This window comes from Parasphingorhabdus sp. (assembly GCF_036963805.1).
Lineage (GTDB): Bacteria > Pseudomonadota > Alphaproteobacteria > Sphingomonadales > Sphingomonadaceae > Parasphingorhabdus.
In genome coordinates, this window is record NZ_JBALUN010000009.1 from 52,632 (window position 1) to 66,078 (window position 13,447).

At 51.5% G+C, this 13,447-nt stretch carries 14 protein-coding genes and 1 tRNA gene; 4 read left to right on the plus strand and 11 right to left on the minus strand.

Features of this window, described 5'->3' with window-relative positions:
* Nucleotides 1-510: 510 nt before the first annotated feature.
* From V7676_RS15870 to dapB, 4 genes are all read right to left on the minus strand, one after another.
* A tRNA-Arg gene (locus tag V7676_RS15870) sits at nucleotides 511-587 on the minus strand.
* Between the two features lie 250 nt (nucleotides 588-837).
* Nucleotides 838-1,245 carry a hypothetical protein gene (locus V7676_RS15875; protein WP_335660587.1) on the minus strand — a complete coding sequence of 136 codons (408 nt, stop codon included), beginning with the start codon at nucleotides 1,243-1,245 and terminating at the stop codon, nucleotides 838-840.
* Nucleotides 1,246-1,338: 93 nt separating this feature from the next.
* Nucleotides 1,339-1,977 (minus strand): endonuclease III, encoded by a 639-nt coding sequence (nth, locus tag V7676_RS15880; protein WP_335660588.1) that lies wholly within the window; start codon nucleotides 1,975-1,977, stop codon nucleotides 1,339-1,341.
* A gap of 7 nt (nucleotides 1,978-1,984) precedes the next feature.
* The gene (dapB, locus tag V7676_RS15885) at nucleotides 1,985-2,722 is read right to left on the minus strand and encodes a 4-hydroxy-tetrahydrodipicolinate reductase (protein ID WP_335660589.1); all 738 of its coding nucleotides are present in this window, start codon (nucleotides 2,720-2,722) and stop codon (nucleotides 1,985-1,987) included.
* A 53-nt stretch (nucleotides 2,723-2,775) separates the two neighbouring features.
* Here dapB and V7676_RS15890 point away from each other — a divergent pair, with 53 nt between their 5' ends.
* The gene (locus V7676_RS15890) at nucleotides 2,776-3,510 is read left to right on the plus strand and encodes an NAD-dependent deacylase (protein ID WP_335660590.1); all 735 of its coding nucleotides are present in this window, start codon (nucleotides 2,776-2,778) and stop codon (nucleotides 3,508-3,510) included.
* 15 nt (nucleotides 3,511-3,525) lie between these two features.
* Here the strand turns inward: V7676_RS15890 and V7676_RS15895 are convergent, their stop codons facing one another.
* Genes V7676_RS15895 through V7676_RS15915 form a run of 5 tightly spaced genes read right to left on the minus strand, consistent with a single transcriptional unit; the run spans nucleotide 3,526 to nucleotide 8,343 of the window.
* Complete coding sequence (locus V7676_RS15895; RefSeq protein WP_335660591.1) at nucleotides 3,526-4,308, minus strand: HesA/MoeB/ThiF family protein; 783 nt, start codon at nucleotides 4,306-4,308, stop codon at nucleotides 3,526-3,528.
* A gap of 27 nt (nucleotides 4,309-4,335) precedes the next feature.
* Nucleotides 4,336-4,782, minus strand: coding sequence for a dUTP diphosphatase (gene dut, locus V7676_RS15900; protein ID WP_335660592.1), 447 nt, complete (start codon nucleotides 4,780-4,782; stop codon nucleotides 4,336-4,338).
* A 7-nt stretch (nucleotides 4,783-4,789) separates the two neighbouring features.
* On the minus strand, nucleotides 4,790-6,034 hold the full coding sequence (gene coaBC, locus V7676_RS15905; protein WP_335660593.1) for a bifunctional phosphopantothenoylcysteine decarboxylase/phosphopantothenate--cysteine ligase CoaBC: 1,245 nt from the start codon (nucleotides 6,032-6,034) through the stop codon (nucleotides 4,790-4,792).
* A 1-nt stretch (nucleotide 6,035) separates the two neighbouring features.
* On the minus strand, nucleotides 6,036-7,592 hold the full coding sequence (ubiB, locus tag V7676_RS15910; RefSeq protein WP_335660594.1) for a 2-polyprenylphenol 6-hydroxylase: 1,557 nt from the start codon (nucleotides 7,590-7,592) through the stop codon (nucleotides 6,036-6,038).
* Nucleotides 7,593-7,605: 13 nt separating this feature from the next.
* On the minus strand, nucleotides 7,606-8,343 hold the full coding sequence (locus V7676_RS15915) for a class I SAM-dependent methyltransferase (RefSeq protein ID WP_335660595.1): 738 nt from the start codon (nucleotides 8,341-8,343) through the stop codon (nucleotides 7,606-7,608).
* A gap of 147 nt (nucleotides 8,344-8,490) precedes the next feature.
* On the opposite strand from V7676_RS15915, the gene mutM reads away from it, so the two are divergent.
* Both mutM and rpsT read left to right on the plus strand, forming a co-directional pair.
* Complete coding sequence (gene mutM, locus V7676_RS15920; RefSeq protein ID WP_335660596.1) at nucleotides 8,491-9,303, plus strand: bifunctional DNA-formamidopyrimidine glycosylase/DNA-(apurinic or apyrimidinic site) lyase; 813 nt, start codon at nucleotides 8,491-8,493, stop codon at nucleotides 9,301-9,303.
* Nucleotides 9,304-9,431: 128 nt separating this feature from the next.
* Nucleotides 9,432-9,695, plus strand: a complete 264-nt coding sequence (gene rpsT, locus V7676_RS15925; protein ID WP_335660597.1) for a 30S ribosomal protein S20 — start codon at nucleotides 9,432-9,434, stop codon at nucleotides 9,693-9,695.
* 123 nt (nucleotides 9,696-9,818) lie between these two features.
* On the opposite strand, the gene V7676_RS15930 is transcribed toward rpsT, so the two are convergent.
* Nucleotides 9,819-10,835: a hypothetical protein gene (locus V7676_RS15930; protein WP_335660598.1), complete on the minus strand. Its 1,017-nt coding sequence runs from the start codon at nucleotides 10,833-10,835 to the stop codon at nucleotides 9,819-9,821.
* Between the two features lie 410 nt (nucleotides 10,836-11,245).
* Between V7676_RS15930 and V7676_RS15935 the strand changes: the two genes are divergently transcribed.
* Entirely contained in the window at nucleotides 11,246-11,911 is a 666-nt protein-coding gene (locus tag V7676_RS15935; protein WP_335660599.1) for a DUF4136 domain-containing protein, read from the plus strand.
* A 48-nt stretch (nucleotides 11,912-11,959) separates the two neighbouring features.
* On the opposite strand, the gene dnaA is transcribed toward V7676_RS15935, so the two are convergent.
* Nucleotides 11,960-13,384: a chromosomal replication initiator protein DnaA gene (gene dnaA, locus V7676_RS15940; protein ID WP_442955456.1), complete on the minus strand. Its 1,425-nt coding sequence runs from the start codon at nucleotides 13,382-13,384 to the stop codon at nucleotides 11,960-11,962.
* Nucleotides 13,385-13,447 lie beyond the last annotated feature (63 nt).

A 13,447-nucleotide genomic window follows, 5' to 3' on the forward strand; every position in this document is an offset into this window, starting at 1 on the left:
CAAGAGGGTTTTTTCCTGGCACGAATTTTGCGAAATCCGCCTGCGCCGTTCCGACATAGAATCTCATTTCGATAGCGAATGTCGGACTTGGAGTGAAAAAGTTCCGATGTGCTTACAGAAAGACTTGATGCGAGACAGAAAGAACGTCTGGTTGTGCACCCGAAGTGGTCGACCAAACTGTCCGAAAACGGTCCACATTTTGCTGTTTGTCTTGATCACTTTAGGTTTACGCTTAGCCAATTCGTTCCTACTCTCGGCATTGATTTCAGAACTCCAAATGGCCATCCAAAAACCACAATTGCAAGGTGTTTCAGGAACCCAATCGATAGCTGGTGACCGTCCAAAGCCACACCCCCTTTCATGACTAAAAAGCGCCCCTGTCAGGTTAGTGTCTGGACAGCAACCCGCGCATCTTCAGGGCCGTGTTGTCATCCTGCGGATGAGAGTCTTGGATTTTTTCGCATCGACTAGAAATGGAAAGTTGGCCATAGAACCGAAATCAAAAAGCTGTGGCGCACCCGACAGGATTCGAACCTGTGACCTTCGCCTTCGGAGGGCGACACTCTATCCAGCTGAGCTACGGGTGCATACTGCTTACGCAGTGCTTACGCGGAAATTTTGGCGGTGTGAAGACAATATGGCCAAAACCTGTAAGTTACGTAAAACAAACGAAAAAAATTCCTTTCTATTTTCAGCTCTCAGCTTGACACCTGCCTTCGGAGGGCAGCGCTCTATCCAGCTGAGCTACGGGTGCTGAGGCATATCTGCCAAGTAAAAGCGCTTAGCAGCGGGGATGCCGCTTTGCCAATCACTAATTTGGAAGATAGTGGGTCTATTTTACTTGCTGGTCTTTTCCAACTTGGTCTTTGTTATCTTTTGGAATTTCCCAAGACCGCATGCCGCGCGCGTATCAAGCCGACCTGCGGAGCTACTGAGCACATGTATAATATCAACACTGCAGAGTTGGTTGTTCGACGGGCTATAGGAAAATGCTTTTTCAAAGCCCAAGCCGCTGCACTTATTGGGCAATTCATTTCGGTATATGTCGCCATTATTCATTTCAAAATCAATTGTTTGGTCATCGATGACATTGGTCGAGCGAATCTGGGAGCGGTTGATACAGCTTTTAGCATCGCCAACTGTCTCGATAACATAATTATCGTCATTCGAGCGTTTTTCGCCTGCATAGGCGACGCCAGCTAAGGCGAGAATCGAGCCGATGAGGATCGGAGCGAATAGCTTCATACTGTCTCTCCCTAGACTAAATGGAAACCTAAACGCAAAAATACACCTGTCAGGATTTCTAGAAGCTGAACAACCAAGGCGGATATAAGTGATTCAGGGCGCATGCGTTTTCTTTTTGAACCGGCACAGGTCGGATACCGGACAGCGCCAGCATTCCGGCTTTCGTGCCTTGCAGATATAGCGGCCATGCAGGATTAACCAGTGATGGGCATGCACGCGAAAGGGGCCGGGTGTTTGTTTTTCCAGCTTTTTTTCAACTGCTAATACTGTTTTCCCTGGTGCGAGCCCGGTGCGGTTTCCAACCCGGAAAATATGCGTATCAACGGCAAAAGTTTCGGCCCCAAAAGCGCAATTCATGACGACATTGGCAGTTTTACGACCAACACCGGGGAGCTTGGTCAGTTCGTCACGGTCGGCGGGCACTTCCCCGCCAAAATCGGCGATCAGCATTTCGGATAAAGCGATAACATTTTTGGCTTTGGTATTGAACAGGCCAATTGTCTTGATGTGTTCTTTCAGGTCATCAATGCCTAGTTCAACCATTTGCTCCGGCGTTTTAACCCGTTCAAAAAGCGCCCGGGTGGCTTTGTTGACTCCGATATCGGTGGATTGCGCAGATAAAGCGACGGCCACGACAAGTTGATAGACATTGCCGTAGTTTAGTTCTGTTTCGGGTGAGGGATTATCCGCTGCGAGTCGTGAATAAAACTCAAAAATATCGTCTTTTTTCATATGTGAGCTATGATTTCAGACCGAGCATATCCGTCATGTCATAGCGCCCCGGTTTCTGCTGTGTCAGCCATAATGCCGCTTTCACGGCTCCCCGCGCGAAGATCATCCGGTTTTCGGCACGGTGTATAAGTTCGATTCGTTCTTCATCGGTCGCCAATATGACCTGATGGTCCCCTGCGACCGATCCGCCACGCAGTGATGCAAAGCCGATAGCGCCTTTGGCCCGTGCGCCTGTATGTCCGTCGCGGCCGCGCTCACTATGATCGTCCAGCTTGATCCCACGGCCTTTTGCGGCCGCCTCGCCGAGCAGCAGCGCTGTACCAGACGGCGCATCAACTTTGTGCCGGTGATGCATCTCGACAATTTCAATATCCCAGTCGTCGCCAAGCCGCGCAGCCGCTTCTTTGACAAGGGCGGCCAACATGGTCACGCCAAGCGATGTGTTGCCGGTCTGTAGAACCGGAATCGATTTTCCTGCGGCATCAATCGACAGGTGATGAGCTGGTTCCAGTCCAGTGGTTCCCACTACGATTGGCTTTCCGGCCTTGGCACAGAGGTCGAGTCGTTCGGCTAACCCTACCGGAGTGGAGAAATCGACGAGGACGTCGCAATTGCTAAGCAGGGCTGCAAAATCATCATCCTGATCTACACCGCCAGCGTGACTAAGTTCGTCCCGCTCACCAATCGCGTTGACGAGGGCGTGGCCCATCCGGCCTTTGCTGCCGATAATCCCGATAGATGTCATATTTCCATTTCCATAGGCTTGCATTATGTAGCTGAAGCTGCTGGCATAGCGTTATGCGCGAAATAAACAATATTGTCATACTGACCGGTGCGGGAATCAGTGCGGAAAGCGGTGTTGCAACCTTTCGCGGGCCGGATGGCCTGTGGAAAGGGCATCGGGTGGAAGATGTTGCTACGCCAGAGGCATTTCAGCGGCATCCGATTCTGGTTCAGAAATTTTATGACGAACGGCGCGCCAAGCTACAGGGTGTGCAGCCCAATCCCGCGCATCTAGCGCTGGCGCAGCTTGATGCTGCTTGGGGAGGAGATTTGCTGCTGGTCACGCAAAATGTGGATGATCTACATAACCGCGCCGGATCAAAACGACTACTGCACATGCATGGAGAATTGCTTAGCGGCCTGTGTCTTGCTTGCGGAGAACGTTCCCCGGTGGCCGGCAATTTGTCAGATGGACCTGTATGTCCTCATTGCCGCCAATCTGCTATGCGTCCCGATATCGTTTGGTTTGGTGAAATGCCCTATCAGATGGATCGGATAGAGTCGGCTTTATCGCAATGCGATCTGTTTGTGTCGATTGGCACATCGGGCGCAGTCTATCCCGCAGCGGGCTTTGTTCGGTCTGCCCGGCATTATGGGGCGCTAACGTTAGAGATGAATTTGGACCCGTCTGATGGCAGTCTATATTTTAATGAGAGCAGGATGGGAAAAGCAGGGGAGCTTGTCCCGGCCTGGGTCGATGATATTCTCTCATCAGGAACGCGATTTTGTGACGTAATGCTTAAGCGATAACGGAAAAAAGGCAAATCAGCCCTCGGTCAGCGACCCGCAGCTTTTGCATTCGGGATCTTTGGGTAAGTTGATGCCACGCATGGAGGGGCGAAGCCCATCGAATAATTGCAGCTTTCCCGCCGGATCATCGCCGAAGCCAGTGACAACCCGGATCGCTTCCATCGCTGCAAAGCTCCCCATCAGGCCAACCATCGCACCGAGAACACCGACTTCGGAGCAATTATCGCAATCATCAGGGTCCAGCGCGTCTCCGACGAAACAGCGATAGCAAGGTTTATCATTTTCCCATCCGCGGAATATACCAAGCTGCCCCTGAAATTGACCGATGGCGGCGGACACCAAGGGTATATGATGGGTTAGCGAATAGTCCGACACCAAAAGCCGGGTCTGATAATTGTCGGATCCGTCCAATATAACGTCAAACTGTTCAAAAAATGCTGCAGCATCATCTGTGAAATGCTGCGCAGTAAGTCTTTGATTAACTGTATTTATTGATACATCCGGGTTGATTTTCTGTGCCGCCTTTTTGGCGACCGCAACTTTAGGCTGTCCGACATCATCTGTGGTGAAGAGAACCTGTCGCTGCAGATTAGACAAAGATACGACATCATCATCGATGATCGTTAACGCGCCAATTCCGGCTGCGGCGAGATATTGGATCGCCGGACAACCAATGCCGCCCGCTCCGATGATTAATATATGGGCGTCGATAATCTTTTTCTGGCCGATACCGCCAATGTCTTTCAGGACGATATGACGGGCATATCTATCAAGCTGTTCATCGGTTAATTCGGTCATTTGTTACAAAACCTGCCGCTCTCCGATTTATACACCGGTAGAACCAAAGCCACCAGAACCGCGTGTCGTCTCATCCAAGTCAGCGACTTCAACCAGATTTCCGCGCTGCACTGGTGCCACCACGATCTGGGCGATCCGGTCGCCGCGTTCGACGATAAAATCTTCATCGCCAAGATTGACAAGTATCACTTTAATTTCGCCGCGATAATCACTGTCGATTGTTCCGGGAGAGTTGAGGACCGATATGCCTTTTTTGAGCGCCAGACCGGAACGAGGGCGCACTTGTACTTCATAGCCTTCTGGAATTGCAAAGGCGAAGCCAGTTCCGACCAAGCCGCGTTTACCCGTAGCGATAGTGGCTGCTTCTGCAGCGCGAATGTCCATACCGGCTGATCCGGCCGTTTCATAAGAAGGTAGCGGTAAGTCGTCGGCGGCATCCAGCCGCTTTACGGCTATTTCAATCGGTTCAAACATATAGTCCTCAAATCTCTTCGACAATTTTTGCAACCAGCCGCCGTGCGACTTCTGGTTTGGGAAGGCGTGCCCAGATTTCAGTGCCATCAGCGGTGACGATATGGACGCTATTTTCTGCGCCGCCCATGACATCTCCTGATACGTCATTAGCGATTATCCAATCACAGCCTTTTTTGGTGAGCTTGGCACGGGCGTGTTCGTCAATTTTTTGAGTTTCAGCCGCGAATCCGATCAGCAGGCCGGGCCGCTGGGAATGTTTGGCAAGGCCAGCCAATATATCAGGGTTTTCCGTGAGCTTGAGCGGTGCAGGCGCATCACCCTTTTGTTTCTTTATCTTTTGATCCGCACGCGTGTCTGCACGCCAGTCTGCTACAGCTGCGACCATAATCGCAACGTCCGCAGGCAAAGCATCATGCACAGCGGCTTCCATCTCCAGCGCCGTCTCCACATCGACGCGCATTACCCCGGTCGGTGTCGGTAAATGGACTGGTCCGGCGACTAGTGTGACTTGTGCACCAGCGTCCGCTGCTGCTGCGGCAATAGCAAATCCCTGACGTCCGGAGGATCGATTCGCGATATAGCGTACCGGATCAATCGGTTCGCGGGTCGGGCCCGCTGTTACGAGCACATGCTTGCCATGAAGCGGACGATGCTGGTCCGGCGCGAAGGCTGGCTGGCCTTCCAGTGGGTTAGGCCCAACTATATTTTCGCCGATAACGTGATTCATTATTTCTGCTAAAACCGCAGGTGGTTCGGGCAGACGGCCGGGGCCAAATTCACCGCAGGCCATGTCGCCTTCATCTGGTTGCATGACGATAATGCCATCACGGCGCAACTGCTCGATATTGCGCTGGGTTGCCGGATGGTTCCACATCCTTAAATTCATAGCTGGAACGGCGAGGACCTGTGTATCGGTGGCGAGCAATAATGTCGTCGCCAGATCGTCAGCAATCCCGCCCGCCATTTTTGCGAGCAGATTGGCGGTTGCCGGACAGACCACTACTAAATCGGCTTCACGGGACAATTGTATATGCCCCATCTCGGTTTCGTCTTTCAGCGACCAAAGTGTGGTGTGGACCTCATTCTCGGACAATGCCGCCAGAGTCATCGGAGTTACAAATTGCGCTCCTGATTCGGTGAGTACGCAGCGCACTGTCATTCCGGACTTCTTGATCAGACGGATGAGTTCAGAGGATTTATAAGCGGCTATTCCACCACCGATGATCAGCAGGATATGTTTCGGACTGTTCATATCAGTTTACTATCATCCAAACGGCCCCAGCACTAGCTGCCCCGGCAATCAGAGCCGTCAGCGCATAGCGTAAAAATCCGCCACCCTGTCCAGTTTTTCGTTTCTCCCACAGCAATTCAATATCAGCCACTGGCGGTTGGGGCGGTGCGCCGCCCTGACGGGGTAATTGTGCGTCCAGTCGGCGAACAATATCGGGCAACATTAATAGCGTATCCATGTCCGAATTAATCCGGTCGGCAATGGCGGCTTCTGGCCCCAGTTCCCCACGGATCCAGTTTTTCACATAGGGTCCGCTTGCATCCCACATGTTAATTTCCGGATTGAGATCGGTTGCAATCCCCTCAACCATCACCATTGTTTTTTGAAGCAACAAAAGATGCGGTTGGGTTTCCATGTCAAAATCGCGGGTAATCGCAAATAGTCCGTCGAGCATATCGCCCACAGAAAGTTCGCTCACTGGCTTGCCGCGCATTGGCTCACCGACAGCGCGCAAGGCTGTAGCAAATTCTTCCATGATATGGTGATCGGGCACATATTGGGCCTCGAAATGGATTTCCGCGACCCGTTTATAATTGCCGGTGGTCAGGCCGTATAATATTTCTGCCAGCCAGAAACGTGCTTTTTTATTGATTCGGCCCATGATGCCAAAGTCGATCGCGACGATGGTTCCATCTGCTTTTACGAATAAATTGCCCTGATGCATGTCAGCATGGAAATAGCCGGCTTCTATCGCCTGTTTGAGGAAGGTGTGCACCAACCGGTTCGCGATATCGCTGAGATCATGGCCTGCAGCTATTAGTTCATCACGTCGCGATATTTTAATCCCGTCGACCCAATCCAGCGTCAGGACGCGGCCGGATGTCCGATCCCAATCTATTGCTGGAATTTCAAACTGCTCGACATTTTCCATATGCTCCGCTAGCTCAGAGGCTGATGCAGCTTCACGGCGCAGGTCAAGCTCGCGCATGGTCCAGCGCCGAAAATTGGCGACAACCAATTGTGGCCGCAGCCGTTTGGCTTCGCCGCCCATCGCTTCGAGATGCGCTGCTGCCCACTCATAGGTTTCTATGTCAGCGGTGAATTTCTTGATGATGCCGGGGCGCAGCACTTTGACAGCGACATCCTTGCCCTCAAGTGTGGTAGCACGGTGGACCTGCGCGATGGAGGCTGCCCCAACCGGCTCGGGATCAATATGGCTGTAGAGAGCGCTTATCGGCTTACCGAGGCTCGCTTCAATCTCGTCCGTGATTTTTTCAAAGGCCACCGGCGGCAGGTTGTCCTGCAATTGTAGCAGGTCGCGCGCTGCTTCTGTACCGATGATATCCGGCCGTGTCGCTAATGTCTGGCCAAGTTTAATGGCTGCGGGACCAATGGCTTGTAGCGCTGCCGAGTAATTGGGCGTTTTGGGCTGGATCGTACCCAGCCGCGCAATGCGGAACAGCCGCCGGACTTGCGGCGGCGTGGTTTTATGCTTCTCTATGTCCCGCAACGCGCCATGTTTGGCAAGAGTACGGCCCCATTTGAGCAGGCGTAAGATATGGGTTATGGATGATGTCATGTCAGTTGGATGCTCAGGCCTTCCAGCCGCTATGGATAGCGACCAAGCCGCCCATCATGGGTTCGACCTTTGTCTGGGAAAATCCAGCATCCTCTATCATGCCGCGAAATTTCTCCATATGCGGAAACCGGTCAATGGATTCTGCAAGATAGCGATAGCTGTCTTCATCACCCGCAACAGCTTTGCCAATTTTGGGCATAATCCGGTGTGAATAAAAATCATAAACCTTGTCAAATCCGGGCCACAAGGTCTTTGAAAATTCCATGCAGTAAAACCGCCCGCCAAATCGCAAAACGCGATAGGCCTCTTCCAGTGCTTTTTCGATATGGGTGACATTGCGAATGCCAAATACGATTGTATAGGCATCGAAATGGGCATCCGGAAAGCTAAGCTCTTCAGCATTTTGCTCGCTCCAGACCAGCCGACCTTCGCCTTTTTTGATCGCACGGTCCAGCCCTTCGGACAGCATATCGGCATTGATGTCTGCAACTGTTATATCTGCACCGCTATCAACCATCCGAAAAGCAATGTCTCCGGTGCCGCCCGCCATATCGAGTATATCTTCGCCTTCGCGCGGTTTGACCCGGCGTACGAAACGGTCCTTCCACAGCCGGTGGGTGCCCGCGCTCATAGCATCGTTCATCACATCATATTTGCTAGCGACGCTGGAGAAGACTTTGCCAACCCGGCCTACTTTTTCATCCTCGGCCACTTCTTCGTGGCCAAAAGAGACTGTCTTTGTATCAATCATATATTGGTTGCTCAGCCTTTGGAATTGGCCCCATAGAATCTGATGTGGAGCGGTTTTCAATGACAAGCATTAGACGAGCCTTGGCAGCACTGCAATCACCCTGTAGCTGCTGGAAAAAGCGAAATTGTGATTATCTGAGGGGCTTAAATGCCGGAACTACCAGAAGTTGAGACAACGGTGGCGGGTTTACGCCCGGTGCTGGAAGGTAAGAGGCTAACGCTCGTCGAGCCGCGCCGCGCCGATTTGCGGCGACCGATTCCCGTCGATTTGCGTCAACGTATGACGGGCGCGCGGGTCGTGCAATTGTCCCGACGGGCAAAATATGGACTGATCGAGACAGATCGCGGGGATGTCATGATCTTTCATCTAGGCATGTCGGGGCGCTGGCGAATTGATCCGGCAGAGCTGGAAAAGCATGACCATTTGGTGCTCGAGACTGAAGAGAATCGGCGGCTTGTGCTTAACGATCCTCGCCGTTTTGGGTCGCTCGATCTGGTTCGTGTGGAAGAGCTGGATGAATTTGGGCCGTTTGCGGTGATGGGCCCTGAACCCTTGGGTGAGGAATTTAACGGGACCTATCTGAAAGCGGTAACAAAGGACCGCAAGGCACCCATTAAACAATTGTTGCTCGACCAGCGAAATGTTGCGGGGCTCGGTAATATCTATGTTTGCGAGGCTTTGCATATGGCAGGTATAGCGCCAAGCCGTATGGGCGGCGGTATATCAAGGTCGCGCTATGATAAGCTCGTTACGGCGATTAAAGCGGTGCTGGAATCGGCCATAGCTGCCGGAGGATCGTCCCTGAAGGATTTTGTGCAGCCGGACGGTGAACTGGGCTATTTCTCTAAGCAATGGCTGGTCTATGGCCGGGAAGGCGAGCTTTGCCATTGTGGTGCACCGGTCCTGCGCAAAGTGGATAGTGGCCGATCAACCTTTTACTGCGGAAAATGTCAGAACTAGAATTAGGATCGGGCTTGTTTGACTAAGCTATTGACGGGAATCACATGGGAAGCTAATGACCGCCGACTTGAGCCAAGGTTACTTTAGTGATTTGAGGCTATCCAGCATTTCAGTTTTGAGGAAATTTCATGGCTAATACGCCGCAAGCAAAGAAACGTATCCGTCGCAACGAACGCCGCACGGTCATTAACAAGAACCGCGTGAGCCAGATTCGTACGAAGATTAAGTCCGTTGAAGCGGCCGTTGTCGCAGGCGATAAAACGGCTGCAACCACTGCTCTTGCAGCAGTTCAGCCAGAATTGGCACGTGGCGTTGCTCGCGGTGTGTTCCACAAAAATACCGCTTCGCGCAAATTCAGCCGCCTGACAAAACGGGTTGCTGCCCTAGCATAAATATTACGGAGTGATGCTTCCGGTGGAAATCGGACTTGCATTATTTTAACAGAGCCATATCGGTTCTCTGGTAATTATAAAGAATCACCCGCTCGGTTTTCGGCGGGTTTTCTTTGGTCCGAATCAGATCAACATTAATCCACTGCGGCGAATCATCGCAAAAAACCCGACCATAGCGGAGGCCGTGTCATCGCTTAGTTCGATAAATATTCGCCGACCATCTTTTGCATCCGCCTTGCGCAGGAATATCTGTTCTTCGGTCATGGTTTTGATCCAGCGTAGCGCAGTTGTTGGGGGCACACTGGCTGCGATACATAGACTCGACACGGCAACCTTCTTACCTTCCAGGCGGGCCGCCATTAGATCGAGCAACATATCCCAAGCAGGATCAGAAAAAAGTTCAGCATCAAAATATTGATCACGCATCCGCCGGGCCTTGATCAGTCCGCGAACCTCGTCGGCGGATATCGGCCTAGAAAGGCTAATGCTTTGCTGATCGGAGGCGGTATCCCCTGATATTGCAGCGTGGACCGGGGGGTGTTGATGCTTGAAATTGATCGAGGGATTGGCAAGTTTTATTTCCCCGGTTGTTTCGCGAAACGGGTTATTGATTAGGGATCTGTCGCCGCCCGATCGTTCTGTCCCAGATAATTTTACCAGCGCTCTTGCTATGCGTTCCACATCGGCAGAGATTTTTTTGAGATCTACCAGATCAATTTCATCTCGGTCCGCAAACAAACTGCTAATCGATTGTTTGGTCCGATATTCTAGGGAAACAAATAGCTCTGCGACGCTGTCGCTTAACAGATGCTCGACATGGGGGTAATTGACGGCCCCTAATGTAAAATCGAGCAGGTCCAAATTCGTGCGGATGAGTAAGGGAAGGTGAAAAGCCTCACAATGATGTTCGATCTTTGCGAGAGCGTCCTCTTGGGCGCTATTCCAATCGGTAATTTGGATCACGATTGCCGCGACATTTGGTCGCCCGGCAAGATCGTCAGCGGTGAAAGCGATGGGTAAGGATGCACTTCGTCCGCCAAGCAGGTCTATGGCGTGCGTATATAGAGCGCTTAGTTGAGGATCATCAGTAACCAATAATATCGGCCCTCCCCAAATATCATCGATTGCCATATCGTCCATTCTGGTAAAACACTCTTCTATACTATCCGAAAAATATATATTTCGCGCTTCTCTTAACACTCTACTTGTTCTCTTCCAAATGATATCGATTGATCTTTATCATCGCTAAAAACGCGCAATGGCCACGCTAGATTGGGGATGGGAAGGAAGTCGAACCGCTCATGGTCTTATTTGGATATGGCAGAGCTTGGATGATGCTATTTCAAGAGGTAATTTGCGCCATAGGTCATTGTTTTGCCCCTTTGTTTCTTGAGATATTTTATCGCGACATAAATTGATTGGGGCATCGATAGTTCGATATCCAAAACGGAGATAATATCGGTGAACTGTATTATAATGTCGTTCAATGGTGGTTCAGTATGATATTGCTACTATATCGGTCAGATGGCGGATAATTTGAAGGAATGATGATGACGGGGTCCAAAGATAAAAGTTCGAAACGCTTCAAACTGACAATATTCACGCCGCTGGCCTTTTTGGCGCTCGGGGCTTGCGCGTCTCCCTTTCGGGCAGACGTGCAACGTTTTGAAGCCCTACCTCCGGCACAGGGGCAAAGCTTTGCGGTTGTCGCAGCCGACCCAGAGCTTGCTGGCGGATTGGAATTCGCCCAATATGCCGCTCTTGTTGAGCAGCGCTTGGCTGATCTGGGCTATCAGCGCAGCGAAGATCCTGCCGCGGCACAGTTGATTGTTAGCATGGACTATGATGTCGACAAAGGCCGCGAAAAAGTGGTGGCCGATTATGATCCATTTTATTCCCCAGGCTTTTATGGGTCGCGTAGCTTTTATGGACGTCACCACTATCGCTATGGTTTCTACGACCCGTTCCTGTTCGGCGGCGCTGGCTTCTCGGGCTATGGCGGCGTGCGCAGCTTCACGGTGTTTACCACCGAGCTGGATTTGAAAATCGACCGGAAAGTTGATGGTGAACGCCTTTTTGAAGGCAAGGCAGAAGCCCAGTCGCGATCAAAAAACCTGACCTATCTCGTTCCCAACCTTGTGGAAGCGATGTTTACCGATTTTCCCGGAAATAGTGGTGAGAGCGTTCGCATCTCGGTTGCTCCTGAAAAGAAATAACCGACAGCACTACACAGTTTATCTGATCTGGTTATCCAGTCTACTCAGTCAGCTTTCGAGCTGACGGAGTAGCATACGGACATCATTGTCCATTTCTGTGTCTTCACCGCGCAATTGTTCTACTAGCTTCACTGCGTGAATCACCGTGCTGTGGTCCCGACCGCCAAATTTGCGGCCAATTTCGGGATAGCTACGCGGCGTCATCACCTTGGCAAGATACATAGCTACCTGACGGGGCCGAGCGACGGCTCGGGCCCGTCGTTTGGACGACATCTCATTGCGGTCCAGTCGGTAATATTCGCATACCGTGCGTTGAATCTCGTCAATCGTGATTCTGCGGCGGCATGCGCTCAATATGTCGGACAGTTGTTCTTCGGCCAGTTCTTTGCTGATCGGACGACCGGTCAATTGGGCATATGCCAGCAGTTTGTTCAGACCACCTTCCAGTTCGCGCAGATTGCGGCTGATCGTGCGCGCAAGAAATTCGACGACATCGGCAGGCACATCTTGATGAGGCATAGTTGAGATTCTGTGCTGTAATATATCGCGGCGCAGTTCCAAGCCGGCCGATTGTATATCGGCAACCAAACCCATGGAAAGCCGCGACAAGAGTCGTTGATCGACTCCATCCAATGCTTGTGGTGGCCGGTCTGCGGCGACAACAACACGCTTGCCTCTGGTGATTAGAGAATCAACAGTATGAAGAAATTCTTCTTGCGTCGAATTTTTGCCGACGATGAATTGGATATCATCGACCATCAGTAAATCAGCTTCGCGTAGCGCGGCCTTGAATTCCATCGCTTCATTACGACGCATGGCCGAGACAAATTCAATCATGAAACGTTCCGCGGACATATAGATGATCCGCGCATTTGGAAATTCGGCGCGATAGGCATGGCCAATGGCATGCATTAAATGGGTTTTGCCCTGGCCGGTGGAGGATTGCAGATAAAGCGGACTGAATAGCGGCTTTTCCGGCGATGCCATGCGTTGTGACGCATTTAGGGCAAGAACATTACTGTTCCCGGCAATAAATTCGTCAAAGGTCATGCGCGGGTCCAGATCGAGCTGGAATTTATCAGACGAAGCGTTCGCGCTTTCTTGGCCTATGGCCGCACTGCTCTTTTTTACCTCTGCGATTCGGGCGGTGCCGGCCTTCGCCGAAAAGGCGATTGCCTTCACGTCCACGGAATGAATTTTCCAAGCCATTAGCAGTCGATCGAGATAGCGTTCGCGAACCCAATTGGCCGCAAATTCGGATGGCAGGATAAGCTGTAATTCACCGCTTACCGAGTCGAATCGGGCAAGTTTAATGGGTTTGATCCATTGCCCAAAAATTTGGGCGCCTAGGTCGCGGCGCAATCCAGAGCAGATCGTTTGCCAAGCATCGGCCAGTTGCAATACAACATCATCTTCTGCTTTTAAATTTTGTTTTTCCACGCTGGGGTTCTCTATTTTTATTGCCGTCGCCATTATGGCCGGATTAGTGCCCGCATTTTTTGAATTTTGTACCACAAACATCCCCCCGAATCATCT

Coding starts and splice junctions, on each gene's coding strand:
- nth (WP_335660588.1), bottom strand. CDS start 1,977: ATGAAAAAAGACGATATTTTTGAGTTTTATTCACGACTCGCAGCGGAT.
- V7676_RS15935 (WP_335660599.1), top strand. CDS start 11,246: ATGACGGGGTCCAAAGATAAAAGTTCGAAACGCTTCAAACTGACAATA.
- dapB (WP_335660589.1), bottom strand. CDS start 2,722: ATGACATCTATCGGGATTATCGGCAGCAAAGGCCGGATGGGCCACGCC.
- coaBC (WP_335660593.1), bottom strand. CDS start 6,034: ATGAACAGTCCGAAACATATCCTGCTGATCATCGGTGGTGGAATAGCC.
- V7676_RS15890 (WP_335660590.1), top strand. CDS start 2,776: ATGCGCGAAATAAACAATATTGTCATACTGACCGGTGCGGGAATCAGT.
- rpsT (WP_335660597.1), top strand. CDS start 9,432: ATGGCTAATACGCCGCAAGCAAAGAAACGTATCCGTCGCAACGAACGC.
- V7676_RS15895 (WP_335660591.1), bottom strand. CDS start 4,308: ATGACCGAATTAACCGATGAACAGCTTGATAGATATGCCCGTCATATC.
- ubiB (WP_335660594.1), bottom strand. CDS start 7,592: ATGACATCATCCATAACCCATATCTTACGCCTGCTCAAATGGGGCCGT.
- mutM (WP_335660596.1), top strand. CDS start 8,491: ATGCCGGAACTACCAGAAGTTGAGACAACGGTGGCGGGTTTACGCCCG.
- V7676_RS15930 (WP_335660598.1), bottom strand. CDS start 10,835: ATGGACGATATGGCAATCGATGATATTTGGGGAGGGCCGATATTATTG.
- V7676_RS15875 (WP_335660587.1), bottom strand. CDS start 1,245: ATGAAGCTATTCGCTCCGATCCTCATCGGCTCGATTCTCGCCTTAGCT.
- V7676_RS15915 (WP_335660595.1), bottom strand. CDS start 8,343: ATGATTGATACAAAGACAGTCTCTTTTGGCCACGAAGAAGTGGCCGAG.
- dut (WP_335660592.1), bottom strand. CDS start 4,782: ATGTTTGAACCGATTGAAATAGCCGTAAAGCGGCTGGATGCCGCCGAC.
- dnaA (WP_442955456.1), bottom strand. CDS start 13,384: ATGGCGACGGCAATAAAAATAGAGAACCCCAGCGTGGAAAAACAAAAT.